This is a genomic window from Citrobacter amalonaticus (genome assembly GCF_018252635.1).
GTDB lineage: Bacteria > Pseudomonadota > Gammaproteobacteria > Enterobacterales > Enterobacteriaceae > Citrobacter_A > Citrobacter_A amalonaticus_E.
This window is the reverse complement of the sequence record NZ_JAGTXM010000001.1, coordinates 222,079-248,171: the sequence shown is the minus strand read 5'-3', so window position 1 is coordinate 248,171 and position 26,093 is coordinate 222,079. Positions and strand designations below refer to the sequence as shown.

Sequence of the window (26,093 nt, the reverse complement as noted above, 5' to 3'; positions counted from 1 at the left end):
GCGTCAACCCCTCAATATAGATCAGCGGGGAACGCAGAAATTCTGGCTCCCCGTGTGTAAAACAGCCAAAAACCTTATTCGGTCTCTTCGCTGTCCTGTTGCGCCGCAGAACCCTGCGCGCCGCTACCGTGATGATAGTTACTGCTGGTACCGCCACCGGCGTTGTTACTATGATGAGAAACCGGGCGAGACGGGACAACAGTAGAAATCGCGTGCTTATAAACCATCTGGCTGACCGTGTTTTTCAACAGGATCACAAACTGATCAAAAGACTCGATTTGACCTTGCAGCTTAATACCATTCACCAAATAAATAGAAACTGGAACACGTTCCCGACGCAGTGCGTTCAGGAACGGATCTTGTAAAGATTGCCCCTTAGCCATTCTCTCTTTTCCTTATATGCTTATTTGTACTTTGAATCTTTCGATTCTGAAAATTGCGCACGATACGCCTTAATTGTACACATTCAGTTCGCGATAGCACCAACAACCTGTAATACTTCGTTCCGCGCCTGTTCAGGGTTCTCACTGTCAAGCCAGTGCACTCCTTCCCAACCGCGTAACCAGGTTACCTGGCGCTTTGCCAACTGCCTCGTGGCGCAAACACCTCTATAAACCATTTCATCGTATGATATTTCACCTTCAAGATATGACCACATCTGGCGGTATCCCACACAACGAATGGAAGGCAAGTCCGTATGCAAATCTCCACGGGCAAAAAGCGCCCGAACTTCTGCTTCAAATCCTGAAGCCAACATCTGATGAAAACGCTGCTCGATGCGTTGATGCAACAGCTCACGGCTCGCTGGGGCGATGGCAAACTGATACACCTGGTACGGTAAAGCATCGCCTGACGTTTGCGTCAGTTCCGTTAAAGTTTTACCCGAAATGAAAAAAACTTCCAGTGCCCGGGAAAGTCTTTGCGGATCATTTGGATGAATACGCGCAGCAGCAATTGGATCGATTGTCTGTAGCTGCTGGTGCAACGCATCCCACCCAAGCTCAGCCGCCTGTTGCTCAATTCTGGCCCTCACCTGCGGGTCTGCCGACGGTAACGGCGAAAGACCTTCCAGTAATGCCTTGAAATACAACATCGTACCGCCCACTAACAGCGGAATACGCCCCGCGGCAGTGATTTCACTCATCTCCGCCAACGCATCACGGCGGAAATCCGCGGCTGAATACGCCTGCGACGGATCGCGAATATCCAGCAATCGGTGCGGAGCCGCCGTTAACTCTTCAGCGTCCGGCTTCGCCGTCCCGATATCCATCCCTTTGTAAATAAGGGCAGAATCGACGCTTATCAACTCTACTGGCAAAACTTTACGCAATTCAATCGCTAGCGCCGTTTTACCCGAGGCCGTTGGCCCCATCAGAAAAATTGCCTTTGGCAGGCTCGCCTTACTGATATCACTCATGTTTCAGGGCATTCATCGCCGTATGTAAATCAACAGGTTGTAACAGACCACCTGGCGGTGCCTTCACGAGCTGTGGGCATAGCCGCTCCACATCAGCCAACAGGGTAATAGCCTGAGCCATTGTCCACTGCGCATGCTCACTTATCAGATTACGCGCAATCCACTGCGCCAGATTACCAGGTTCACGCGCTGACTGTTGCGTCAGGTAGCCTATCAGTTCAGGAATCAAGATTTGTAAATTTTGTTGGCGTAAGGGTAAAGGCACCGCCCGAATGGTCACATGCTGGGCATCTGCCTGAAATTCAATCCCTAACTCCACCAGCGCGTCCTGGGCGTTTTCCAGCGCGGCCTTTTCATCCGCAGAGACTTTTAACCGCAGTGGGATCAGCAAGGGCTGAGCGCAAACCTGTCCCTCTCCCGGCGAAAGCTGCGCCTGACGTAGCCAGCGTTCTGCAACGGGCAGCGCCAGCAGGTGAATATTCCCTTCGCGTTCCAGCAACGCACAGTCGTTGCCCACAATAGTGAGCACACGACCAAAGCTCTGACTGTGCCCCGCCAGCGCCGATGCCGCAGGTTTCGCCGCGGGCGATGTTGTCCCAGATGTCGGCGTTTGCAGGAGCTGACGATACACCTCGCCCTGCTGTTTCTGGTAACCCGGTTGAGCGTGCGGCCAGCTTGCCGCCGACGGGCGCGGCGCGCTACTGCCCGCTGACGGTGTGGGAACATAGCGCGAAACTGCGGGTTCGCGGGCCTGTGCCGGCTCAGCAAAATGGTTACGCCCAGCGGCCACGCGGTTTTCCGGAACGTGCCGGGACACGGGGTCGCCTTCTGCTTCCAGCGGCAATGGCGATTCAAGCTGCTGTTGCAGCACGCTCAGTACCCCCTGGTAAATAAAGTCATGCACCAGGCGCGACTGATGAAAACGGACTTCGTGTTTGGCCGGATGCACGTTGACATCCACCTGATGCGGGTCAATCTCAAGGTAGAGCACAAAGGCGGGCTGCTGATCGGCGCCCAGCTTATCTTCACAGGCCTGACGAATCGCGTGGTTGATCAGCCTGTCACGCATCATGCGTCCGTTGACGTAGCAGTACTGAATTTCCGCCAGCGCCGTCGTGGTGTGATGGGGATCGGCGACCCAACCGCGTAAGGTTAAATCGCCATGCTGCCACTCAATTGCCAGTGCGTGCTCAAGAAACGGCGTACCGCAAATGGCACCCAGACGGCGCTCTTGCGGCCCGTCTTTCGCTACCGCACGATACTGCCGCACCATTTTGCCGTTGTGCGTCAAATTGATCGTTACATCAAAACGCGCCAACGCAATGCGCCGGATGATCTCGTCAATATGGTTGAATTCAGTTTTCTCGGTGCGCATAAACTTGCGCCGGGCGGGCGTGTTGTAGAACAGATCAAGCACTTCCAGCGTAGTGCCCACCGGATGGGCGGCCGGTTTGACCGTCACATCCATGTCGCGCCCTTCGGCGTAGGCTTGCCAGGCTTCCTGCTGCTCTGCAGGGCGTGACGTGAGGGTCAGGCGAGATACCGAACTGATACTCGCCAGCGCTTCGCCGCGAAAACCGAGGCTGATGATCGCTTCCAGATCGTCAAGCGACGCTATTTTACTGGTGGCATGTCGCGCCAGCGCCAGCGCCAGTTCGTCCTTCTTGATCCCGCAACCATTGTCACGGATGCGAATCAGCTTCGCGCCGCCGCGTTCGATATCAATGTCGATACGCGTCGCCCCGGCATCAATGCTGTTTTCCACCAGCTCTTTGACCACCGATGCAGGTCGTTCAACCACCTCACCTGCGGCAATCTGGTTCGCCAGTTGTGGCGGTAACACCTGAATCGGCATGCTAATTCCTTAGTTGATCAACGACTCACCCGGCGTCGCGGCGCTCGCGGTTTGCGCCGCACTTCCCTGCGGGGCAGACTGCATCGGATGCGCCTGGAAGTAGTTACGCAGTCCTTTGTAAATCGCATCGGCCAACTGCTGCTGATACGCATCGCTCGCCAACAGACGTTCTTCACTGTGATTACTGATAAACCCGGTTTCCACCAGCACCGACGGAATATCCGGCGAACGCAGAACGCCCAGGCTGGCATGCTCAGGGCGTCGTTTATGCAGTGACCCAATCCGTTCTAGCTGGCCCAACATGTTGGTTGCCACATCATACCCTACGCGTTGGGAATGGCCGAACTGCAAATCCAGCACCGCCTGGCTTAGGTATGGATCGGCCTGGCTGTTTGCCAGCACATCCCCCGCGCCGCCCAATAGCTCCGACTGTTTTTCATGTTCTTCAAGCCAGTTCGCCATTTCGCTATTGGCCCGCCGGTTCGACAGCACCCACACGGAGGCTCCGGTAGCGCTACGATTGGGTGCGGCATCGGCGTGAATCGATACCAGAAAGTTGGCGTTTTGCTTACGCGCCACGTCAGAGCGCCCCATTACAGAGATAAAATAATCTCCATCACGGGTTAACACGCCTTTAAACATCGGATCGTCATTAAGCAGTGTGCGCAGTTTACGGGCCACCGCGATGGTGACATTTTTCTCTCGCGTACCGCCGGGACCGATCGCGCCGGGGTCCTGCCCACCGTGCCCGGCATCAATGGCGATCACCACTTTGTCACCATTGCCGGATGTCGCCCTGGCCGCAGGGCGCGTCGCCGTATTGCTACTGGTCACGACGGTGGTGCGATCGTTACTGGTTTTAAACGGATTTCGCGCAGGTTCACTCGGACGCGGCGTCACTACCGGCGTTTCCACGCGTTTCGCAACGACAGGAGCAGGTGGCGGCGGAGGCGTATCGGCGTTAATGGTAAAGACCACCGTGTAGTTTCCGCCATTCTGCCGTTTTACCGCCTCGGTTTTCCCGTTTTCGGTTAAATCCACCATCAGTCGTAGCGACTGTGGATCTTTCGCCGTGCCGGAACGAATGGTCTTCACCAGGTTGTTACCGCTAAACCTCAGCGGAAGCCCCTGAATGACCCCCGTTTGTTTAATATCCAGCGCAACGGTACGTTTGCCTTCATGGGAAAAGGCATAATCAGGATCGCCAATGAAGCTGAGCGTGATACGCGCCTGCCGATCGCCGTTAGAGACTTGTATATCGGAGAGGCTGGCAGCCCCGGCCTGCGCGCACAGCAGAACCAGCATGGCCACCAACCCATTTCTGATGCGATAAATCATCCCGCCACCTTTAAGGTTAACCGGCTAAACGCGCCAGCAACGAATCACCTGATGAGGAGACAGCACGGATGCGCGCCTCTCGACCTTGCGCCTGGTAATCTATGTGTATTTCGACATCCGGGTCCGGGAGTACACCTTTACCCTGTTGTGGCCATTCCACCAGGCAAATGGCATCGTTGGCAAAATAATCGCGGATCCCCATAAATTCGAGCTCCTCGGGATCGGCAAGACGATACAGGTCGAAGTGATAGACCATCAGGTTATCGAGAGAATAGGGTTCGACCAGCGTATAGGTTGGACTTTTTACATTACCGGAATGGCCTAACGCCTGCAGGAATCCCCGACTGAAGGTGGTTTTACCCGCGCCTAAATCACCGTAGAGATAGATCACGGTTGCGCCATTGCAGGCGTGGGCTACCCGTTGTCCCAGGTCTAATGTTGCCTGTTCGTCAGGTAGCGGAATTACTCGATTCATCATGATAAACGTCAATCACATCAGGGTTAACAATACGCTGTAGCGTGGAAAAAAGGTCGGTTGCCAACATGCCACGCATGCCGGTGCATGCCGCCAGAACATCGGCCGCCGCACCGTGAACCACGCAGCCAGCACAGGCTGCATCATACGGGGTAAGCTTCTGTCCGAGCAATGCGCCAATAATACCGGAGAGCACATCGCCCATGCCGCCACTGGCCATGCCCGCGTTTCCGACATCGGCAATTCCCAACGACCCCGGTTGTGCGGCAATCACCGTTCCCGCCCCTTTCAACACCGCAACGCCTCCGTAACGTTTTACCAGACGCTGTGCAGAATGTAAGCGATCGCTTTCAATTTCTGCGACAGAACACCCCAGTAACCGCGCGGCTTCTCCCGGATGCGGTGTGATGACACGATTGTGACGTTTATCGGGGTTGATTGCCAGCAGGTTCAACGCATCGGCGTCCCAGACCATCGGTTTACGAAAATTCTCAACTTTTTGCAGGGCTTTTTTTCCCCACTCCGCCTGCCCAAGGCCAGGACCGATGATGATGACATCCGCCCATTCGAGGCTTTCGTCAAGGGACTGCGGCGTCAGTTCATGCACCATCAGTTCGGGGCGAGCGGTCAGCAGTGGACCGATATTCTCGCGGCGCGTCAGCACGCGCACCAGTCCCGCTCCGGCGCGCAGCGCCGCTTCCCCCGCCAGCCGAATCGCGCCCGCCGTGCCGTGATCGCCGCCGATCACCACCAGTCGCCCGTGATCGCCTTTATGCGACGTTGCACGGCGTGGAGAGAGCCAGGACGCAAGTTGCGAGGCGTCATAGCGTCGAACCGGCGCGTCCTGTCCTGCCAGCCAGTCGTCCAGTCCCAGCGAATTAAAATGAAGGCGCCCGGTCACATCACGGGCTTTTCCTGTCAGCAGGCCCGGTTTCAGGACGATAAAGGTAACCGTGCGTTCGGCCCTGATCACCGCGCCGGGCGTCGCGCCCGTTTGTGCCAGCAATCCGGAAGGTATATCTATCGAGACAACAGGCGCAGGGTGGGCGTTTGCCCGTTCGATTATTTCAGACAGCGGTTCGCGCGGCGCCTGGGTTAACCCGGTCCCCAGCAGCGCATCAATAATCAGGTCAATATTTTCCGGCCAGGCGATCGCCGGGGAATGAACCACGCCTCCCGCATTCAGCCAGGCTTCCCGCGCCTGTGCGGCCTCCTCGGGAAGCGGCTTGTCGCTCTCCTGCGCTATCAAGGTCACCAGAATCCCTGCCGCTTTCGCCAGTCTCGCCACCACATAGCCATCGCCACCGTTATTACCGTGACCGCAGAGCACCAACCAGCGTCGGGCATAAGGCCGGGACTCGCGCGCTACGTCAAACACCGCCTCGCCTGCCCGCAACATCAGTTCGAACAGCGTGAGTCCCAGCGTGTCAGCGGCTTCTCGCTCCAGCCGCCTGATGTCATCGGCGGGCCAGATGGAGTGTGGTATACTGATGGGGTTTTTCTTCATTGTATGGTCCGTCATGTCAGAGCCCCTCGATCTCAATCAGTTAGCGCAAAACATTAAGCAGTGGGGGCTGGAACTGGGCTTTCAGCAGGTCGGTATTACCGATACTGACCTGAGCGAGTCCGAACCCAAACTGCAGGCGTGGCTGGACAAACAATACCACGGCGAAATGGACTGGATGGCGCGCCACGGTATGATGCGCGCGCGTCCCCATGAACTGCTGCCCGGCACGCTTCGCGTCATCAGCGTGCGCATGAATTATCTCCCCGCCCACGCCGCGTTTGCCAGTACGCTGAAAAATCCCACGCAGGGTTATATCAGCCGCTACGCCCTGGGCCGCGACTACCATAAACTTGTGCGAAACCGCCTCAAAAAGCTGGGTGAGAGGATTCAGCAGCACTGTGCCTCGCTGAATTTTAGACCTTTTGTTGACTCTGCGCCCATACTTGAGCGCCCATTGGCGGAAAAAGCGGGTCTTGGATGGACAGGTAAGCACTCACTCATCCTGAACCGCGAAGCCGGATCGTTTTTCTTTCTCGGTGAATTACTGATTGATTTACCCCTGCCGGTTGACGCTCCCATGGCCGAAGGATGTGGGAAATGCGTCGCCTGCATCACCACCTGCCCGACCGGTGCGATTGTCGCCCCTTACACGGTGGATGCGCGCCGCTGCATCTCCTACCTCACCATCGAACTGGAAGGCGCAATCCCAGAAGCATTGCGGCCACTCATGGGCAATAGGATCTACGGTTGTGATGACTGCCAGTTGATTTGCCCATGGAATCGCTACTCGCAATTAACCGATGAAGATGATTTCAGCCCACGTAAGCCACTTCATGCGCCCGAGTTAATTGAGCTGTTCGCCAGGAATGAAGCCTGGTTCCTAAAAGTCACGGAAGGTTCAGCCATTCGTCGTATTGGTCATCTGCGCTGGCTGCGTAATATAGCGGTGGCACTTGGCAATGCCCCCTGGAGCGACGACGTCCTTTCCGCGCTGGAAAGCCGCAGGGGTGAGCACCCACTTCTTGATGAGCATATTGAATGGGCCGTCGCGCAGCAAATTGCGAAGCGAAACGCCTGCGTGGTCGACGTGCAATCACCAAAACAAAGACGACTGGTCAACGCGATCGAGAAGGGATTACCGCGGGATGCCTGAATCTTCCACAGGCTGTGAATAAAAATAAAAACACATTGCTATTCAAGAACGAGAAAATCGTCAAGTGATCCCATTAACAATTTGAAATCTTAGTTTTAAGTGTTAATTCAGATAGTTATAGAGAAACTATTCACCTGGCGAAGTATCTGAATATTTCGAAGAAAAATCTCAAGCTGTGGATAACTCTGTTCACAAGAGTGTGACAGATGTAAAACAAAACGACCCCAACGCATAAATGCACTGTGGTTGATTTTCTGGAGATAAGAATTTGGAGCGGGAAACGAGACTCGAACTCGCGACCCCGACCTTGGCAAGGTCGTGCTCTACCAACTGAGCTATTCCCGCATAATCTTCGTCTTTCAAACTGCTGTCGCAATTCGAAATCCTGCGATTGGGTGGTCCGTGCTAAGAAGCACTTTCAAATTTTGGAGCGGGAAACGAGACTCGAACTCGCGACCCCGACCTTGGCAAGGTCGTGCTCTACCAACTGAGCTATTCCCGCTTAATCTTCGTCTTTCAAACTGCTGTCGCACTTCGAAATTCTGCGATTGGGTGTGTCTGTGCCTGACAGATAAGCACTTTCAAATTTTGGAGCGGGAAACGAGACTCGAACTCGCGACCCCGACCTTGGCAAGGTCGTGCTCTACCAACTGAGCTATTCCCGCAAATTTGTTGCTGTCGTAACGTGTAATTCTCTGTCGTTACGGGAGGCGCATTATACGAGAAATCTTCCCGCCTGCAACCCCTCTAAAAGCGATTTTTTTGAAATCAGGTTCAAATGATTAATTAATCGGCAGGCTGCACAATTTAGCGACAAAAGCCCGACAGTGCAAGCCTGCCACGTTACAAACTTACAACTTTATAAAGTTCTCACGGTAATAGGCCAGCTCCGCCACCGACTCACGGATATCGTCCATCGCCTTATGTGATCCCTCCTTGCTCAAACCGTCCAGAATTTCGGGTTTCCAGCGACGCGCCAGTTCTTTCAAAGTACTCACATCCAGATAACGGTAGTGGAAATACGCTTCCAGTTCCGGCATGTACTTAAACAAAAAGCGGCGATCTTGCCCAATGCTGTTGCCGCAGATCGGTGACTTACCCGCCGGCACCCACGCTTTCAAAAATTCAAGTGTCGCCAGTTCCGCTTCGCGATCGCCCATCGTGCTCGCCTTTACACGTTCCACCAGCCCACTGCCGGTATGGGTACGCACGTTCCAGTCATCCATCAGCGCCAGTTGTTCATCGGACTGATGAACAGCGATGGTCGGCCCTTCAGCCAGAATATTCAGGTTGGCATCGGTGACCAGCGTGGCGATTTCAATTATGCGATCGCGCTCGGGATCCAGACCGGTCATCTCAAGATCAATCCAAATCAGGTTGTTTTCATTGGCACTCATGCTATTTTCCACCCCTCATGCGTCACATTCAGTGTGACTACTCTCATCTAGAATTGTGTGTATCATAGATGTTTTGCCCCACATGGGCGACCAGGAGCCAGTACGATTGAGTAAAAATAAACTCTCCAAAGGCCAACAGCGCCGCGTGAACGCTAATCACCAGCGTCGACTTAAAACGTCTAAGGAGAAGCCGGACTACGATGACAACCTGTTTGGCGAGACCGCTGAAGGTATCGTCATTAGCCGTTTTGGCATGCATGCCGACGTCGAATCTGCAGACGGTGAAATTCACCGCTGTAACATTCGCCGGACGATCCGCTCGCTGGTAACCGGCGACCGAGTGGTCTGGCGTCCCGGCAAAGCGGCGGCAGAAGGCGTCAACGTCAAAGGAATCGTCGAAGCGGTACATGAGCGTACCTCGGTACTGACGCGTCCGGACTTTTACGATGGCGTAAAACCCATTGCCGCTAACATCGACCAGATTGTCATTGTCTCCGCGATCTTACCGGAGCTGTCGCTGAATATTATCGACAGGTATCTGGTGGCCTGCAAAACGCTGCAGGTTGAACCGATCATCGTACTCAACAAAATCGATCTGCTGGATGACGAAAGCCTGGCGTTTGTGAATGAGCAGATGGATATCTATCGCAACATCGGCTATCGCGTGCTGATGGTCTCCAGCCATACTCAGGATGGCCTTAAACCGTTGGAAGAAGCGCTGACCGGACGTATCAGCATCTTTGCCGGCCAGTCCGGCGTCGGTAAATCCAGTCTGCTCAACGCGCTGCTGGGGTTGCAGGAAGCCATTCTTACCAACGATGTTTCCGACAACTCCGGTCTGGGACAGCACACCACTACCGCTGCCCGCCTCTATCATTTCCCGCATGGCGGCGATGTCATTGATTCCCCTGGCGTGCGTGAGTTCGGTTTGTGGCACCTGGAGCCGGAACAAATCACCCATGGCTTTGTCGAATTTCATGACTATCTGGGACTGTGCAAATATCGTGACTGTAAACACGACGCTGACCCTGGCTGCGCCATCCGTGCCGCCGTAGAGGACGGGAAAATTGCGGAAACGCGTTTCGAAAATTATCACCGTATTCTCGAAAGTATGTCGCAGGTAAAAACGCGTAAAAACTTTTCTGATACCGATGACTGACAACTAAGCTAAGCATCGTTAGAATCGTCCCCCTTTTTCAGGATCCGGCGTGAACGCCGGGTCAGGAACGACAAAACAATAGCCTGGAGGCTACCTTGTTAAACTCATTTAAACTTTCGCTACAATACATTCTGCCGAAACTATGGCTCACTCGCCTGGCGGGCTGGGGCGCGAGCAAACGAGCGGGATGGCTGACTAAACTGGTTATCGATCTGTTCGTGAAGTACTACAAGGTCGATATGAAAGAAGCGCAGAAGCCGGATACCGCCAGCTATCGCTCATTCAATGATTTCTTTGTCCGCCCTCTGCGTGACGACGTTCGCCCGCTGAATACCGATCCGAATGTGCTGGTTATGCCGGCTGACGGCGTCATCAGTCAGTTAGGCGCTATCGAAGAAGATAAGATCCTGCAGGCCAAAGGCCACAACTACAGCCTGGAAGCCCTACTGGCTGGCAACTACCTGATGGCGGATCTGTTTCGTAACGGCTCGTTTGTGACCACCTATTTGTCACCGCGCGATTACCACCGCGTGCATATGCCGTGCAACGGTATTCTGCGTGAGATGATCTATGTTCCGGGCGATCTGTTCTCGGTGAACCATCTGACCGCTCAGAACGTCCCGAACCTGTTTGCCCGTAATGAACGTGTTATCTGCCTGTTCGATACGGAGTTCGGTCCAATGGCGCAAATTCTGGTCGGTGCTACGATTGTTGGCAGTATCGAAACCGTCTGGGCGGGAACCATTACGCCGCCGCGTGAAGGGGTGATCAAACGCTGGACCTGGCCTGCCGGGGAAAGCGAAGGCTCCGTAGCGCTGCTAAAGGGTCAGGAAATGGGCCGCTTCAAACTCGGTTCCACGGTGATCAACCTGTTTGCGCCAGGCAAAGTGAATCTGGTCGAGCAGCTTGAAAGCCTCTCAGTGACCAAAATAGGTCAGCCGCTGGCGATTTCTACAGAAACCTTCGTCGCACCGGATGCAGAACCTGCGCCTTTGCCAGAGGCAGAAATCCAGGCAGAACACGACGCCAGCCCGCTGGTTGATGATAAGAAAAACGAAACCTAATCGCAGAAGGACGTTGCTGTGCGCCTGATTATCGCGTTTCTGATGGCCTGGTGCCTCAGCCTGGGGGCGTACGCTGCAACCGCCCCCGATGCCAAACAAATCACCCAGGAACTGGAGCAGGCGAAATCCGCAAAGCCTGCCCAGCCCGAAGTCGTCGAAGCCCTTCAGTCGGCGTTGAATGCGCTCGAAGAGCGTAAAGGTTCACTCGAGCGTACACAGCAATATCAGCAGGTTATCGATAATTTCCCAAAAATGTCCGCCAGCCTGCGCGCACAGTTAACCAGCCTGCGCGATGAACCCCGCAGCGTTTCGCCGGGTATGACTACTGATGCGTTGAATCAGGAGATTCTCCAGGTCAGCAGCCAGTTGCTGGAAAAGAGCCGTCAGGCCCAGCAGGAGCAAGAGCGCGCTCGTGAGATTGCCGACTCGCTGAGCCAGCTTCCCCAGCAGCAAACCGACGCCCGCCGACAGCTTAACGAAATCGAACGCCGTATCGGCACCGCTACCGGCAATAGCCCGCTCAACCAGGCGCAAAATTTCAGCATGCAGGCAGAATCGGCTCGCCTGAAAGCCCAGGTTGATGAGCTGGAACTGGCGCAGCTTTCGGCCAATAACCGTCAGGAACTGGCGCGTCTGCGATCCGAACTGGCGGAAAAACAGAGCCAGCAACTGGATGCGTATTTACAGGCACTGCGCAACCAGCTCAACAGCCAGCGCCAGCGTGAAGCCGAACAGGCGCTGGAAAGCACCGAGTTACTGGCAGAGAACAGCGCTGATTTACCACCGGATATTGTCGCCCAGTTCAAAGTGAACCGGGAACTGTCGGCCGCACTGAACCAGCAGGCGCAGCGCATGGATCTCGTCGCGTCTCAACAGCGTCAGGCCACCAGCCAGACCCAACAGGTACGTCAGGCGTTGACGACGCTGCGTGAACAATCGCAATGGTTAGGTTCGTCTAACCTGTTGGGCGAAGCGTTACGCGCCCAGGTGGCACGTCTGCCGGAAATGCCCAAACCCCAGCAACTGGATACTGAAATGGCGCAACTGCGCGTCCAGCGCCTACGCTATGAAGACCAGCTCAACAAGCAGCCTCAGCTGCGCCAGCTCCATCAGGCGGACGGACAACCGCTCACCGCGGAGCAAAACCGTATTCTTGAAGCGCAACTGCGCACTCAACGCGAGCTGCTGAATTCGCTGTTACAGGGTGGCGACACGCTGATCCTCGAACTGACCAAACTGAAAGTCTCCAATAGCCAGCTTGAGGATGCGCTAAAAGAGGTGAACGAAGCAACCCACCGCTATCTGTTCTGGACCTCTGACGTTCGCCCGATGTCGTTCTCCTGGCCGATAGATATTGTGCAGGATCTCCGTCGGCTGATCTCACTCGACACTTTCAGCCAGTTAGGTCAGGCCAGCGTGATGATGCTGACCAGCAGAGAAACCCTGCTGCCACTGTTTGGCGCGCTGATTCTGGTCGGTTTCAGCATCTACTCGCGTCGCCACTTCACCCGTTTTCTGGAGCGTTCCGCCGCCAGAGTGGGCAAAGTGACGCAGGATCACTTCTGGCTCACGCTGCGTACCGTGTTCTGGTCGATACTGGTGGCCTCGCCGCTGCCAGTGCTGTGGATGACGCTGGGGTATGGGCTACGCGAAGCCTGGCCTTATCCCCTTGCCGTCGCAATCGGCGATGGCGTCACCGCGACGGTACCGCTGCTGTGGGTGGTCATGATTTGTGCGGCGTTTGCCCGGCCAAATGGCCTGTTTATCGCCCACTTCGGCTGGCCGCGCGAACGCGTGTCGCGTGCGATGCGTTATTATCTGATGAGTATTGGGCTTATCGTGCCATTGATTATGGCGCTTATCATGTTCGATAACCTGAACGATCGGGAGTTCTCCGGCTCGCTCGGCCGCCTGTGCTTTATTCTGATTTGCGGCGCGCTGGCGCTGGTCACCCTGAGCCTGAAAAAAGCCGGTATTCCACTCTATCTCGATAAAGAGGGCAGCGGCGACAACATTGTTAACAGCATGCTGTGGAACCTGATGATCGGCGCGCCGGTGGTGGCAATACTGGCGGCTGCCGTGGGTTATCTGGCGACGTCACAGGCGCTGCTGGCGCGCCTGGAAACCTCCGTCGCGATCTGGTTCCTGCTGCTGGTCATTTACCACGTCATTCGCCGCTGGATGCTGATTCAGCGCCGCAGACTGGCCTTTGACCGCGCCAAGCACCGTCGCGCGGAAATGCTGGCCCAGCGTGCCCGTGGCGAAGAAGAACCGGCCCATTCGACCAGTCTGGAAGGGGCTATCGACGTGGATGAGAGTGAAGTCGATCTTGATGCCATCAGCGCCCAGTCGCTCCGTCTGGTGCGATCCATCCTGATGCTGATCGCCCTGCTGTCGGTCATTGTGCTATGGTCGGAAATTCACTCCGCATTCGGCTTCCTCGAAAATATCTCACTGTGGGACGTCACCTCGACGGTGCAAGGTGTTGAAAGCTTAGAGCCGATTACGCTGGGCGCGGTGCTGATTGCGATTCTGGTGTTTATCATCACCACCCAGTTGGTGCGTAATCTGCCTGCACTTCTCGAACTGGCATTGCTACAACACCTCGATCTCACGCCGGGTACCGGCTACGCCATTACCACCATCACCAAGTACCTGCTGATGCTGATTGGCGGTCTGGTAGGTTTCTCGATGATCGGGATTGAGTGGTCGAAACTGCAATGGCTGGTGGCGGCTCTCGGCGTCGGTCTGGGCTTTGGCTTGCAGGAAATCTTCGCCAACTTTATCTCCGGCCTGATCATCCTGTTTGAAAAACCGATTCGTATTGGCGATACGGTAACCATTCGCGATCTGACCGGCAGCGTTACGAAAATCAATACCCGCGCCACCACCATCAGCGACTGGGACCGCAAAGAGATCATCGTGCCGAACAAAGCGTTTATCACCGAGCAGTTCATCAACTGGTCGCTGTCCGATTCTGTGACGCGTGTAGTGCTGACCATTCCGGCCCCGTCCGATGTGAACAGCGAGGAGGTGACGCAGATCCTGCTCACCGCCGCGCATCGCTGTTCGCTGGTGATCGACAACCCGGCACCGGAAGTCTTCCTGGTGGATCTGCAACAGGGGATCCAGATCTTTGAACTGCGTATCTACGCCGCTGAGATGGGTCACCGTATGCCACTGCGCCATGAAATTCATCAGTTGATTCTGGCGGGCTTCCGCGAGCACGGTATCGATATGCCGTTCCCGCCTTTCCAGATGCGTCTGGAGAGTTTAAATGGTAGACAAACAGGAAAAACGCTTAGTTCTGCCGGCAGAAGAAGTCGTCCGGCGGGGAGTTTGTAAGGCAGATCAGAAGCCTTCTCTTGCAGAGGGAGGCTTCTGATTTAAAAACACCAGTGATAGCGGATGACAAATTGCCATAACCAGTACCCCGTTACAGCCAATGTCACGACATAAATAAACCAGTAGCGCTTTTTTTTAATCAGAATGGCATAGATTGCCGGAAAAAAAACAGGGAGAGAAAAGAAGTATCCAACATCTCGTGTATCATCATTTTCAATATAATTCATTAGATCACAAATGTTTTTTATGTCACCATCACCTATCCACCATTCTTTATCCTGAACTGAACAAAACACAATCCAAAAAATAGACAACCAAAACCAAATAAATCCTAAGGTGAACACCTTCCAGTTCATTTACCTTTCCTCCAATATCTTCAAAATGGTTTGTTTTTTTTGAAGAAGATGACGCCCATAGTCACTGTATTCACGCGTTTTAGCACCTATCGGGTCATGGGTTGAATTTATTATATCCCCGGAGCTTCGTTGAACTCCTCTATTATAACGAGATGCAGCTAGTATAATTTGCTCGTCAGTAAGAATAGCCGTATTGGCACCGGGATTATCATAGAGAATTAAATCTCGCAAATGGAAAGCAACCACGCGAATGTTGAAATCATTGTTTAATAAACATTGAGCAAGTCGAAATTGTTGAAAGTGGTCCAGCGTAGTAGGGTCAATACCTAGTGTTTGAGCTGCGACACCTAATTGAATAGCGATAGAGCCAACAGACGTTTTATTGGAATATTTATTTTTCTCTCTGACAATCTCATCAATAACTTGTTTTGCTTGCAACACCCCAATTCCTTTAAATCGTTCTGGCATCCCGCCCACTTCAGATACAGCAACACCGGCCAACAGCAACTCCGGAATTTCGGCTTCTTTAGCATACTGCTTAATAACATCACGGTGATGTATAAGCCATGCCGTTTTATACACCCAGAGATATGCGTCGCCGGTTATAAAGTCCCAATCCGTAGGCAATACAAACCAACGAAAAGCATCGAAACCATCCCAATGCGGGAAGCCATACTCATCAACCTTACAAAAAATCAAGTTATCCATAACAGCATTCCATTTATTTAATAAAATAAACAAAATACTATCTCACATTTCTTCCCGAATGAGATCCTTCTCCCAAAGAAGATAATATCGGAAAATCATCAGCCATATCATTTATAGAACAACGATAATCTATAAATGATATGGATATATAAGCGAGAACGCGGTATTAAGGAACCCGGCTAATCAGGCTCTGTCCACCGTAAAAGCAATCACTTCCGCGAGGCTTTCTGCGCCCAGCGCCAGCATCACCAGACGATCCACACCCAGCGCAACACCTGAGCAGTCCGGCATTCCGACCTTCAATGCCTCGATCAGATTGTTATCGATAGGCTGCTGTGGCAATCCACGCGCGGCACGCTTACGATTGTCTTGTTCAAAACGTTGCTGCTGTTCACGCGCATCTGTCAGTTCGTGGAAACCATTCGCCAACTCAATGCCTTTGAAGTAAACCTCAAAACGTTCCGCCACGCGATGATCTTCCGTGCTGATCTGCGCCAGGGATGCCTGACTTGCCGGAAAGTGATACACGAACGTGGGTTTCTCTTTGCCAATATGCGGTTCAACGCCCATCGTAAACAGCAGTTGCAGTAAGGTATCGCGATCTTCTTCGGTATCCGCAATGTTACTTAACTCGAGCTTCGCGGCAACTTCCCGCAGTTGCGTTTTATCCGCCGAGAGCGGGTCAATCTCCAGATGACGCTGGAACGCCTGCTGATAAGAGAGGCTTTCCGCCGCCGGGCATTCCAGCACCTGCTGTAGCAGATCATCCACTTCGTTCATCAATCGGTACATGTCGTAATGTGGACGATACCACTCGAGCATGGTGAACTCAGGGTTATGATGACGTCCCATCTCTTCATTACGGAAGCTACGGCACAACTGAAAGACCGGACCACACCCTGCCACCAGCAGACGTTTCATGTGGTATTCCGGACTGGTCATTAAATAGAGGTTCATTCCCTGCGAATGACCGGGGCCGACGAAACGCGTTTCGAACGGGAACAGATGAATGTCTGTGACCGTCGCCTGGCTCATGCAGGGCGTCTCAACCTCCAGCACTCCGCGATCGGCAAAGAAACGACGAATTTCCGTCATAATTGCCGCGCGTTTTAACAGGTTAGGTATGGACGCGCTCGGCTGCCAGGTTGCCGTTTCGCTCATGGTTCTTTCTCCAGTTTAAGACAAGGGCACGAAGTCTACTCGTAACGACGCAATGAAACAAATTTTGCTCAGGAATACTCAAGCACGGCTGAAGGGTTAAAAAAGCGCCGAGGGATGGTTTAGTAATTAAATTAATCAAAATCAATGATAATTCGCCCCTTTGACACGCTAAAAAAATCGAACACGTCAAATTTCCCACACATAGCAACGACTATACTGTTGTACCTATAAAGGAGCAGTGGAAACACGTTCGCTACACACCTTTTTCAGGCTCTTTTACGAGATTTGTGGTGGCGAAATTACAATAATCTGGAGGAATGTCGTGCAAACCTTTCAAGCCGATCTTGCCATTATAGGCGCCGGTGGCGCGGGATTACGCGCTGCAATTGCCGCAGCGCAGGCAAATCCTAATGCGAAAATCGCACTGATTTCAAAAGTGTACCCGATGCGCAGTCACACCGTTGCTGCCGAAGGGGGCTCAGCCGCTGTCGCCCAGGATCATGACAGCTTCGACTACCATTTTCACGATACGGTAGCGGGCGGAGACTGGCTGTGTGAACAGGATGTCGTGGATTATTTTGTCCACCACTGTCCTACCGAGATGACCCAACTGGAACAATGGGGCTGCCCGTGGAGTCGCCGCGAAGACGGTAGCGTCAACGTTCGTCGCTTCGGCGGGATGAAAATTGAGCGCACCTGGTTTGCCGCAGATAAAACCGGCTTCCATATGCTGCACACCCTGTTCCAGACTTCTTTGCAGTTCCCACAGATCCAACGCTTTGACGAACACTTTGTACTGGATATCCTGGTCGATGATGGTCATGCTCGCGGCCTGGTGGCGATGAACATGATGGAAGGCACGCTGGTGCAGATCCGTGCTAACGCGGTGGTGATGGCAACAGGCGGCGCAGGCCGTGTGTATCGCTATAACACCAACGGCGGTATCGTAACCGGTGACGGTATGGGTATGGCACTCAGCCACGGCGTTCCGTTGCGTGATATGGAATTTGTTCAGTATCACCCGACCGGCCTGCCGGGTTCCGGTATCCTGATGACCGAAGGTTGCCGTGGTGAAGGCGGTATCCTGGTCAACAAAAACGGCTACCGTTATCTGCAGGATTACGGCATGGGTCCGGAAACACCGCTGGGCGAGCCGAAAAATAAATACATGGAACTGGGTCCGCGCGACAAAGTTTCTCAGGCCTTCTGGCACGAATGGCGTAAAGGTAACACGATCTCCACGCCGCGTGGCGATGTGGTTTACCTTGACCTGCGTCACCTGGGTGAGAAGAAGCTGCTGGAACGTCTGCCGTTCATCTGTGAACTGGCAAAAGCTTACGTGGGTGTCGATCCGGTGAAAGAGCCGATTCCGGTTCGTCCGACCGCGCACTACACCATGGGCGGTATCGAAACCGATCAGAACTGCGAAACCCGCATCAAAGGGCTGTTTGCCGTTGGCGAATGTTCTTCTGTCGGTCTGCATGGTGCAAACCGTCTGGGTTCCAACTCGCTGGCTGAACTGGTGGTCTTTGGCCGTCTGGCAGGTGAGCAAGCGATGGAGCGTGCATCAACAGCGGGCACCGCAAACGACGCTGCGCTCGACGCACAGGTTGCAGGCGTTGAACAGCGTCTGAAAGACCTGGTTAACCAGGAAGGTAACGAGAACTGGTCGAAGATCCGCGACGAAATGGGGATCTCCATGGAAGAAGGTTGCGGTATCTACCGTACGCCGGAACTCATGCAGAAAACCGTGGACAAGCTGGCTGAGTTGCAAGAGCGCTTCAAGCGCGTTCGTATCACCGATACCTCCAGCGTATTCAACACCGACCTGCTGTACACCATTGAGCTGGGTCATGGCCTGAACGTTGCTGAATGTATGGCGCACTCCGCGCTGGCCCGTAAGGAATCACGTGGCGCTCACCAACGTCTGGACGAAGGTTGCACCGAGCGTGACGACGTCAACTTCCTCAAACATACTCTCGCCTTCCGCGATGCTGATGGCACGACTCGCCTCGACTATAGCGACGTGAAAATCACCACGCTGCCGCCTGCAAAACGTGTTTACGGTGCGGAAGCGGAAGCAGCCGATAAGAAGGAGAAGGCGTAATGGCTGAGATGAAAAACCTGAAAGTTGAGGTGGTGCGCTATAACCCTGAGACCGACACCGCGCCGCACAGTGCTTTCTATGAAGTGCCTTATGATGAAACAACGTCACTGCTGGACGCTTTGGGCTACATCAAAGATAACCTGGCACCCGACCTGAGCTATCGCTGGTCCTGCCGTATGGCGATCTGTGGCTCTTGCGGCATGATGGTCAACAATGTACCAAAACTGGCGTGCAAAACCTTCCTGCGTGATTACACCAGCGGTCTTAAGGTTGAAGCACTGGGTAACTTCCCGATTGAGCGCGATCTGGTCGTCGATATGACGCACTTTATCGAAAGTCTGGAAGCGATTAAGCCGTACATTATTGGTAACCCACGTACGCCGGATCAAGGTCCAAACACCCAGACCCCGGCGCAAATGGCGAAGTATCACCAGTTCTCTGGTTGCATCAACTGTGGTCTGTGCTATGCCGCATGTCCGCAGTTCGGCCTGAACCCTGAGTTCATTGGACCGGCTGCGATTACCCTGGCGCATCGTTACAACGAAGACAGCCGCGACCACGGTAAGAAGGAGCGTATGGCACAGTTGAACAGCCCGAACGGCGTATGGACCTGTACTTTCGTGGGCTATTGCTCCGAAGTTTGTCCGAAGCACGTCGATCCGGCGGCTGCCATTCAGCAGGGTAAAGTGGAAAGTTCGAAAGACTTTCTTATCGCCACCCTGAAACCACGCTAAGGAGTGCAACATGACGACTAAACGCAAAGCCTATGTGCGGCCGATGACGTCCACCTGGTGGAAAAAATTGCCGTTTTATCGCTTTTACATGCTGCGCGAAGGCACAGCCGTTCCGGCAGTCTGGTTCAGCATTGAACTGATTTTCGGTCTGTTCGCGCTGAAACATGGCGTGGAATCCTGGGCGGGCTTCGTCGGTTTCCTGCAAAACCCGGTGGTGGTGATCCTCAACGTGATCGCCCTGGCGGCAGCGCTGCTGCACACCAAAACCTGGTTTGAGCTAGCGCCGAAAGCCGCCAACATCATCGTAAAAGACGAAAAAATGGGGCCAGAGCCGATCATCAAAGGTCTCTGGGCGGTTACTGTGGTAGCGACCGTAGTCATACTGTTTGTTGCCCTGTTCTGGTAAGGAGTCCGGGATGATTAATCCAAATCCAAAACGTTCTGACGAACCCGTATTCTGGGGCCTGTTTGGTGCAGGCGGTATGTGGAGCGCAATCATTGCGCCAGTGATGATCCTGCTGGTAGGCATTATGCTGCCGCTGGGCTTTGTTCCTGATGCCTTCAGCTATGAGCGCGTACTGGCATTTGCTCAGAGCTTCATCGGCCGCGCATTCCTGTTCCTGATGATTGTCCTGCCGCTGTGGTGTGGCTTACACCGTATGCACCATGCGATGCATGATCTGAAAATCCACGTGCCGGCTGGCAAATGGGTGTTCTACGGTCTGGCTGCCATCCTGACCGTCGTTACGGCGATTGGCATTCTGTCTGTCTAAAGCAATCCGCCCTCTTGTCTGATGATAAGAGGGCGTTTTTTCATCCCCACCGTTTTTTTTCTCCCTCAGGTTCTACACTTAGGAAAAACACCCTAAGGATAAACCTATGCGCCTGCTCCCCATTGTTGCCGCTGTGACGGCTGCATTTCTGGTGGTCTCCTGTAGTACCCCAACCCCGCCACAGGGCGTCACCGTGGTGAATAATTTCGATGCAAAACGCTATCTCGGAACCTGGTACGAAATTGCCCGCTTTGATCACCGCTTTGAACGGGGACTGGAAAAGGTCACGGCAACCTACAGTTTGCGCGAAGACGGCGGTCTCACTGTGATCAATAAAGGCTGGAATCCGGACAGAGCGATGTGGCAGAAAAGCGAGGGCAAAGCGTATTTTACCGGCGACCCCAGTCGTGCCGCGCTGAAAGTCTCTTTCTTCGGCCCGTTCTACGGTGGCTATAACGTTATCGCGCTCGACAGAGAGTACCGACACGCGCTGGTTTGCGGACCGGATCGCGACTACCTGTGGATACTCTCACGCACGCCAACCCTTTCTGACGAAATAAAGCAGCAGATGCTGGCGGTCGCGACCCGGGGAGGGTTTGATGTCAGTAAGCTAATCTGGGTAAAGCAACCCGGCGATTAGTGGGTGCTTAATTTCAGACCGATAATACCGACGACGATTAGCGCCAGACTTGCCAGACGCATGGGATTGGCCGATTCACCCAGCAGCAAAATACCGGTGATGGCGGCACCGACGGCGCCAATCCCGGTCCACACGGCATACGCAGTGCCCACGGGCAGCGTTTTCATTGCCCACGCCAGGAGCGCCATACTGACGATCATCGCGGCAATGGTGATGATACTCGGCGTCAAACGACTAAAACCGTGGGTATATTTGAGACCTACAGCCCAAACTACTTCAAGCAGACCGGCGATTAATAAGATTATCCAGGACATATCAGGCTCCAGAGAAATGGGGCCGTCCCCGATGAAAGAAGCGTGAACAGGTCGTCCTGCAACGCTGAAGGTGGAAAAAACATTCTTGCCCGAGCGGCGGCGAATTTCAACCTTTTTAGCGTTCCACGCCTAAAAGGTTGAATTAGGCGCATTTCGCAGCGTATTTTGCGCATTCAGCACTCATCCGACTTCTCTATGATGGGACGCTTTCTGAAGTCAGGAAGCCAATTGCCTTACTTCTGAATGCGAAAACGCTATGTTAAAAATATTAGTGATTGACCGTTGCCACTTCACCCGCACAGGGATCGAGGCATGGCTCAATCATTCCGAACTCTTTAATGCGTCGTTTCTGGTCTCTGGCCTCAATAATCTCTTACTGGTTAAAGAGCACATCCAGCAATGGAAACCTCACCTGGTCATCGCAGACTTATACGGTTTTCTCAACGACACGCTGTCGCCCCAGTCCATTGCCCCATTCTTCCTCGCCTGCGGCGGCAGTCCGTTGATATTACTGGAGTCAGGAGGCGTGATGGTAGAGACGCTGCGCTACCCGGTCTGTGCGTCATTAACCAAGCAGGTCTCTCTGGCGGTGCTGGCAGAAAATATCCACAGCGCCCTGCTGAGCGGTTCGGTATCCGAAGCGCCCGGCAATGCCTCGACGCTACTTACGCCACAGGAAGAGAAAGTGCTGACGATGTGGATGGAAGGGGCAAGTAACAACGCGATTGCTTGTGCGCTCAGCATTCATGGCAAAACGGTTTATACCTACAAACGCAATATCCGCATGAAGCTACATATGGATAATCGTTTTTCACCGTTTCTGACACCGGTTGAGCTGAAAAATTAACGGCACGACAACACGGTCGTACCGTTCAGAGAGCTACTGCTGAGCTTTTGTTGCTGCGCCCGAAATGGCGTTACCGCCATCGGAAATATCCTCACCCACGCCACGCGTGGTATTGCATGCAGTTAACACGGAGGAGAGTACCAATACAGATAAGATCGCTGCAATTGTCTTCTTAACCATAACGTCTTCCTTTTCTAGCCAGAGTTATTAGTGTAGTGCCACTTAATCATAGACAAGATCCCGAATAATGCCGGGAGATAGACGCTTTTTAGGACGACAAGAAGAAATTAGCTGGCAGCGTGGGAAATGGAATTGCCGAGATGCTTAATATCCTCACCAAAGCCGCGAGCGGTATTGCAGCCTGCCAGCAGCGAGGCGGTGAGAAGAGCCAGTGTTACAAGACCGAGAAGACGTTTCATCATTCCTGCCCTGGAGAAATAATGGCGCAGCAAAACGCTGCACCATACAATAAGAATACGCGGATTATTTAACGCGGGAGACGTATTCGCCTGAACGCGTATCCACTTTAATCACTTCGCCAATCTGAACGAACAGAGGCACTTTAACGACTGCGCCAGTAGACAGCGTTGCCGGCTTACCGCCTGTACCTGCGGTATCGCCTTTCAGACCCGGATCGGTATCAACGACTTCCAGTTCAACAAAGTTCGGCGGCGTCACGGAGATAGGCTGACCGTTCCACAGGGTCACGATGCACTCAGCCTGGTCCAGCAGCCATTTTTCGCTGTCGCCAATCGCTTTAGCATCTGCGGACAGCTGTTCGAAGGTTTCGTTGTTCATGAAATGCCAGAACTCACCGTCGTTGTACAGGTAAGTCAGGTTCATATCTACAACGTCAGCACCTTCAGCAGAGTCAGTTGACTTGAAGGTTTTCTCAACGCGAGTACCGGTCAGCAGGCGACGCAGTTTCACGCGCGCAAAAGCCTGACCTTTACCTGGTTTAACGAATTCGCTGGCTTCAACCGCATAAGGTTCGCCGTCCAACATGATTTTAAGACCAGCACGAAAATCGTTGCTATAGTACGTTGCCATAAGGCCCTCTGAAAATTGTTAACTGGTAGCTAAGCCACAAAATGGCGCATATTGTAACCCTAAATACCCCATCCAGAGAAGATTGGTTATCGCAACTTGCCGATGTTGTGACCAATCCCGATGAACTCCTGCGTCTTTTGAATATAGACGCAGATGAAAAACTGTTGGCCGGACGCGACGCCAAACGCCTGTTCGCCTTGCGTGTGCCGCGTGCATTTATCTCGCGTATGGAAAAAGGTAATCCTGACGATCCGCTTTTACGTCAGGTACTTACCTCACAAGACGAGTTTATCGCCGCACCGGGTTTCTCCACCGATCCCCTTGAGGAACAGCACAGCGTTGTGCCGGGTTTGCTGCATAAATACCGCAACCGGGCGCTGCTGTTGGTAAAAGGCGGCTGTGCGGTAAATTGTCGCTATTGCTTCCGACGCCACTTCCCGTATGCCGAAAATCAGGGAAATAAGCGAAACTGGCAGGTGGCACTGGACTACATTAGCGCGCATACCGAGCTGGATGAGATCATTTTTTCCGGCGGCGATCCGCTGATGGCTAAAGATCATGAACTGGACTGGCTGCTCACGCAACTGGAAGCCATTTCCCATATCAAACGCCTGCGTATTCACAGTCGCCTGCCCATCGTCATCCCTGCGAGGATTACGGAGGGACTGATTGCCCGCTTCACGCGTTCGTCGCTGCAGATCCTGCTGGTGAATCACATTAACCACGCTAACGAGATCGATGCCGCGTTTCGACAAGCGATGGCAAAACTGCGCGTTGCAGGCGTTGCGCTGCTCAATCAAAGCGTCCTGCTGCGTGGCGTCAATGATAACGCGCAGACGCTGGCAAACCTCAGTAATGCGTTGTTTGATGCGGGCGTTATGCCCTATTACCTGCATGTGCTGGATAAAGTCCAGGGCGCGGCGCATTTCATGGTGGCGGACGATGACGCCCGCCAGATCATGCGCGAACTGCTCACGCTGGTGTCAGGTTATATGGTGCCCAAACTGGCGCGGGAAATTGGCGGCGAGCCGAGTAAAACGCCACTGGATTTACAACTGCGTCAACAATGACCTTGCAATAAGGTGTCCGTTTGCGGACACCTACCCACCAAAACCCCCGGATCCCCTGCCCTGTATGCTATTTTAGCGACACATTGTGACCTATACGTTTAAAAATCATACATATAAGCCACAACCAATCACGGAATTTATCACTGGTGAGGGAGAGCTGCCATGGCTATTAGTATCAAAGGAGTGAATACGGGTGTTATCCGTAAAGCTAACGAATTCATCGCACTGGCGCTGAAAATTAAAGAACCGAAGAGCAAGGAGTCGCTGTTTTTTCTGCCCGCGCTGGAATTACGCGATCTCCTGATCGCCGTAGAAAGTCGTCTGTATCAGAAGCAGCAACTTAACGCCGCTAAACGTCAGTACTACGAAAAAGCGCGCGACAGTATCAGCAGGAAAATGCAGGAAAACATTCCTGTGATAGTGGAAGACGAACTTCGATATGCGGACATTCATCGCCGCGTTACTGCCGTCACCTTAATCGACGGGAATGACGACAACATCACACTGACCTTCACGCTTCACGACAGTAATACCTGCATCCTGCGGGTGAACGAATTACAGATTGAGGTGCTGGTATATGCCATTATTCGAGCAATAGAGAATGCCGGCATGCGGGAACTGATACTGCGGCTCTCCTCGTTGTTGGATTTTTTGCCGCTGTATGAGGCGGACTGCCTGGACCATGAGCGGCTGGAATATGACGCTTACGCACAGCCTGACTGGAAACACGCGCTTTTCACCCATTATCTTGCGGTGCTTTATCGTTTTACGGATGAAGCAGGAAAGGAACAGCTCAGTGGCGCTGTCGTGAAAACCCGCGTTCCATCGGGCAATAAAGAAGCGCAAGCCATCTCCCGTCGTTTACTCGACTTTAGCCCGAGGCTGAAAAAGCTGGCAGGTAAACCGTGTCAGGTCTTTGTCAGAACGCTGACGGCGGATAAAGCACAAACGCTGACCCAGGAGCAATGCCTGCGCGCACTGCATCATTTACGGACTCAGTCCTTTCACACCACGACCCAGCACGCCTGACGGCGCTGCGCTTATCAGGCCTGGAGGCGCATGAGCACCGGCCTGATAAGAGGAAGAGTCTGAACCACAAAGCCTATTAGTTAGGGCACTTATAAACCTGACCAATCATCTCACTGGCGGTCGGGACAAAGCTGGATAACATGCCCTGGCTCGGGCTGCTGACGCCATAAATCACGTTGCCGCCCATGGCTGCCGCCTGGTTGCGCAGGTCATTTGCCGCACCACGCATAGAACCGCCCTCTTCTCCGTGCTGACCTGAAAGCCAATTGCTTTGCTTCCCGGTGGCCGTGCCAATCAACTGACATTCAGCGCCAGGTTTGTCTTCAACAAAACGAACGCTTTGTCCTGCGGAACTCAATTCGTTGCTGGAGCTACATCCCGCCATCAGTAGCGCGGCACCGACGATCCCTGCTAAATATTTCACGTGCATGTTATTCCCCATAATCAATGAGCTGGACGTTTTGTCCGTCACTAAATCTTATACTAAAAAGATGACCAAAAGAAAAACCCCCGAACATTTCTGCCCGGGGGTTTCTCATTTCTGGGCGATGAACACCCAAATCATTCTGGTTGCAGGAAGGCGGCAAGTTCGTG

General features: G+C 53.6%; 27 protein-coding genes and 3 tRNA genes. 12 read left to right on the top strand and 18 right to left on the bottom strand.

The genetic code is table 11. The features are described from left to right. Positions 1-74 precede the first annotated feature (74 nt). From hfq to nnr, 6 genes are all read right to left on the bottom strand, one after another. Positions 75-383, bottom strand: coding sequence for an RNA chaperone Hfq (gene hfq, locus KE671_RS01140; protein ID WP_061069555.1), 309 nt, complete (start codon positions 381-383; stop codon positions 75-77). An 83-nt stretch (positions 384-466) separates the two neighbouring features. Further along, on the bottom strand, positions 467-1,417 hold the full coding sequence (gene miaA / locus KE671_RS01135) for a tRNA (adenosine(37)-N6)-dimethylallyltransferase MiaA (protein WP_206161366.1): 951 nt from the start codon (positions 1,415-1,417) through the stop codon (positions 467-469). Beyond that, entirely contained in the window at positions 1,410-3,272 is a 1,863-nt protein-coding gene (gene mutL, locus KE671_RS01130) for a DNA mismatch repair endonuclease MutL (RefSeq protein ID WP_206161365.1), read from the bottom strand. The genes miaA and mutL overlap by 8 nt, the downstream gene beginning before the upstream one ends. A 9-nt stretch (positions 3,273-3,281) precedes the next feature. Beyond that, the gene (amiB, locus tag KE671_RS01125; protein ID WP_206161364.1) at positions 3,282-4,610 is read right to left on the bottom strand and encodes an N-acetylmuramoyl-L-alanine amidase AmiB; all 1,329 of its coding nucleotides are present in this window, start codon (positions 4,608-4,610) and stop codon (positions 3,282-3,284) included. Positions 4,611-4,626: 16 nt separating this feature from the next. Beyond that, positions 4,627-5,088, bottom strand: a complete 462-nt coding sequence (tsaE, locus tag KE671_RS01120; RefSeq protein ID WP_206161363.1) for a tRNA (adenosine(37)-N6)-threonylcarbamoyltransferase complex ATPase subunit type 1 TsaE — start codon at positions 5,086-5,088, stop codon at positions 4,627-4,629. Further along, positions 5,060-6,607 (bottom strand): bifunctional ADP-dependent NAD(P)H-hydrate dehydratase/NAD(P)H-hydrate epimerase, encoded by a 1,548-nt coding sequence (nnr, locus tag KE671_RS01115; RefSeq protein WP_206161362.1) that lies wholly within the window; start codon positions 6,605-6,607, stop codon positions 5,060-5,062. Before nnr ends, tsaE begins: the two co-directional genes overlap by 29 nt. Between nnr and queG the strand changes: the two genes are divergently transcribed. After that, complete coding sequence (queG, locus tag KE671_RS01110) at positions 6,606-7,745, top strand: tRNA epoxyqueuosine(34) reductase QueG (protein WP_206161361.1); 1,140 nt, start codon at positions 6,606-6,608, stop codon at positions 7,743-7,745. The two genes, nnr and queG, sit on opposite strands and share 2 nt — an antisense overlap. Before the next feature lie 269 nt (positions 7,746-8,014). Here queG and KE671_RS01105 read toward each other — a convergent pair. The 4 genes from KE671_RS01105 to orn all read right to left on the bottom strand — a co-directional run bounded on the left by KE671_RS01105 (position 8,015) and on the right by orn (position 9,142). After that, a tRNA-Gly gene (locus tag KE671_RS01105) sits at positions 8,015-8,090 on the bottom strand. A gap of 81 nt (positions 8,091-8,171) precedes the next feature. After that, a tRNA-Gly gene (locus tag KE671_RS01100) sits at positions 8,172-8,247 on the bottom strand. Positions 8,248-8,334: 87 nt separating this feature from the next. Next, a tRNA-Gly gene (locus KE671_RS01095) sits at positions 8,335-8,410 on the bottom strand. A 186-nt stretch (positions 8,411-8,596) separates the two neighbouring features. Next, positions 8,597-9,142, bottom strand: coding sequence for an oligoribonuclease (orn, locus tag KE671_RS01090; RefSeq protein ID WP_152401654.1), 546 nt, complete (start codon positions 9,140-9,142; stop codon positions 8,597-8,599). 106 nt (positions 9,143-9,248) lie between these two features. Between orn and rsgA the strand changes: the two genes are divergently transcribed. From rsgA to mscM, 3 genes are all read left to right on the top strand, one after another. Further along, positions 9,249-10,301: a small ribosomal subunit biogenesis GTPase RsgA gene (rsgA, locus tag KE671_RS01085; RefSeq protein ID WP_206161360.1), complete on the top strand. Its 1,053-nt coding sequence runs from the start codon at positions 9,249-9,251 to the stop codon at positions 10,299-10,301. Between the two features lie 95 nt (positions 10,302-10,396). Beyond that, the gene (gene asd / locus KE671_RS01080) at positions 10,397-11,365 is read left to right on the top strand and encodes an archaetidylserine decarboxylase (RefSeq protein ID WP_206161359.1); all 969 of its coding nucleotides are present in this window, start codon (positions 10,397-10,399) and stop codon (positions 11,363-11,365) included. Between the two features lie 18 nt (positions 11,366-11,383). Further along, the gene (mscM, locus tag KE671_RS01075) at positions 11,384-14,710 is read left to right on the top strand and encodes a miniconductance mechanosensitive channel MscM (RefSeq protein ID WP_206161358.1); all 3,327 of its coding nucleotides are present in this window, start codon (positions 11,384-11,386) and stop codon (positions 14,708-14,710) included. A gap of 41 nt (positions 14,711-14,751) precedes the next feature. Here mscM and KE671_RS01070 read toward each other — a convergent pair whose 3' ends face one another. The 3 genes from KE671_RS01070 to epmA form a co-directional block, all read right to left on the bottom strand. After that, entirely contained in the window at positions 14,752-15,066 is a 315-nt protein-coding gene (locus tag KE671_RS01070) for a YjeO family protein (protein WP_206161357.1), read from the bottom strand. Beyond that, positions 15,067-15,774, bottom strand: coding sequence for a hypothetical protein (locus tag KE671_RS01065; RefSeq protein WP_206161356.1), 708 nt, complete (start codon positions 15,772-15,774; stop codon positions 15,067-15,069). Between the two features lie 183 nt (positions 15,775-15,957). After that, entirely contained in the window at positions 15,958-16,935 is a 978-nt protein-coding gene (gene epmA, locus KE671_RS01060) for an elongation factor P--(R)-beta-lysine ligase (protein WP_206161355.1), read from the bottom strand. Between the two features lie 322 nt (positions 16,936-17,257). On the opposite strand from epmA, the gene frdA reads away from it, so the two are divergent. The 5 genes from frdA (at position 17,258) to KE671_RS01035 (ending at position 21,189) form a co-directional block, all read left to right on the top strand. After that, complete coding sequence (frdA, locus tag KE671_RS01055; protein WP_206161354.1) at positions 17,258-19,042, top strand: fumarate reductase (quinol) flavoprotein subunit; 1,785 nt, start codon at positions 17,258-17,260, stop codon at positions 19,040-19,042. Beyond that, on the top strand, positions 19,042-19,776 hold the full coding sequence (gene frdB / locus KE671_RS01050; protein ID WP_195296362.1) for a fumarate reductase iron-sulfur protein: 735 nt from the start codon (positions 19,042-19,044) through the stop codon (positions 19,774-19,776). The genes frdA and frdB overlap by 1 nt, the downstream gene beginning before the upstream one ends. A gap of 10 nt (positions 19,777-19,786) precedes the next feature. Continuing rightward, positions 19,787-20,182: a fumarate reductase subunit FrdC gene (gene frdC, locus KE671_RS01045; protein ID WP_206161353.1), complete on the top strand. Its 396-nt coding sequence runs from the start codon at positions 19,787-19,789 to the stop codon at positions 20,180-20,182. A 10-nt stretch (positions 20,183-20,192) separates the two neighbouring features. After that, a complete protein-coding gene (gene frdD / locus KE671_RS01040; RefSeq protein ID WP_206161352.1) occupies positions 20,193-20,549 on the top strand; it encodes a fumarate reductase subunit FrdD in 357 nt (118 codons plus the stop codon). A gap of 106 nt (positions 20,550-20,655) precedes the next feature. Further along, positions 20,656-21,189 (top strand): lipocalin family protein, encoded by a 534-nt coding sequence (locus KE671_RS01035; protein ID WP_206161351.1) that lies wholly within the window; start codon positions 20,656-20,658, stop codon positions 21,187-21,189. On the opposite strand, the gene sugE is transcribed toward KE671_RS01035, so the two are convergent. Then, positions 21,186-21,503, bottom strand: a complete 318-nt coding sequence (gene sugE / locus KE671_RS01030; RefSeq protein ID WP_042321373.1) for a quaternary ammonium compound efflux SMR transporter SugE — start codon at positions 21,501-21,503, stop codon at positions 21,186-21,188. The two genes, KE671_RS01035 and sugE, sit on opposite strands and share 4 nt — an antisense overlap. A gap of 256 nt (positions 21,504-21,759) precedes the next feature. Between sugE and KE671_RS01025 the strand changes: the two genes are divergently transcribed. Beyond that, positions 21,760-22,350 (top strand): LuxR C-terminal-related transcriptional regulator, encoded by a 591-nt coding sequence (locus KE671_RS01025; RefSeq protein WP_206161350.1) that lies wholly within the window; start codon positions 21,760-21,762, stop codon positions 22,348-22,350. Between the two features lie 33 nt (positions 22,351-22,383). Here the strand turns inward: KE671_RS01025 and ecnB are convergent, their stop codons facing one another. The 3 genes from ecnB to efp form a co-directional block, all read right to left on the bottom strand. Beyond that, positions 22,384-22,530 (bottom strand): lipoprotein toxin entericidin B, encoded by a 147-nt coding sequence (gene ecnB / locus KE671_RS01020; RefSeq protein ID WP_042321367.1) that lies wholly within the window; start codon positions 22,528-22,530, stop codon positions 22,384-22,386. A 107-nt stretch (positions 22,531-22,637) separates the two neighbouring features. Next, the gene (locus tag KE671_RS01015; protein WP_206161349.1) at positions 22,638-22,772 is read right to left on the bottom strand and encodes an entericidin A/B family lipoprotein; all 135 of its coding nucleotides are present in this window, start codon (positions 22,770-22,772) and stop codon (positions 22,638-22,640) included. Between the two features lie 61 nt (positions 22,773-22,833). Continuing rightward, complete coding sequence (gene efp / locus KE671_RS01010) at positions 22,834-23,400, bottom strand: elongation factor P (RefSeq protein WP_206161348.1); 567 nt, start codon at positions 23,398-23,400, stop codon at positions 22,834-22,836. A 41-nt stretch (positions 23,401-23,441) separates the two neighbouring features. On the opposite strand from efp, the gene epmB reads away from it, so the two are divergent. Both epmB and yjeJ read left to right on the top strand, forming a co-directional pair. Continuing rightward, entirely contained in the window at positions 23,442-24,470 is a 1,029-nt protein-coding gene (gene epmB / locus KE671_RS01005) for an EF-P beta-lysylation protein EpmB (RefSeq protein ID WP_206161347.1), read from the top strand. A gap of 162 nt (positions 24,471-24,632) precedes the next feature. Beyond that, complete coding sequence (gene yjeJ / locus KE671_RS01000) at positions 24,633-25,499, top strand: YjeJ family protein (RefSeq protein ID WP_206161346.1); 867 nt, start codon at positions 24,633-24,635, stop codon at positions 25,497-25,499. Between the two features lie 76 nt (positions 25,500-25,575). Here yjeJ and KE671_RS00995 read toward each other — a convergent pair whose 3' ends face one another. Continuing rightward, entirely contained in the window at positions 25,576-25,929 is a 354-nt protein-coding gene (locus tag KE671_RS00995; protein ID WP_003025468.1) for a DUF4156 domain-containing protein, read from the bottom strand. Positions 25,930-26,093: the final 164 nt, after the last annotated feature.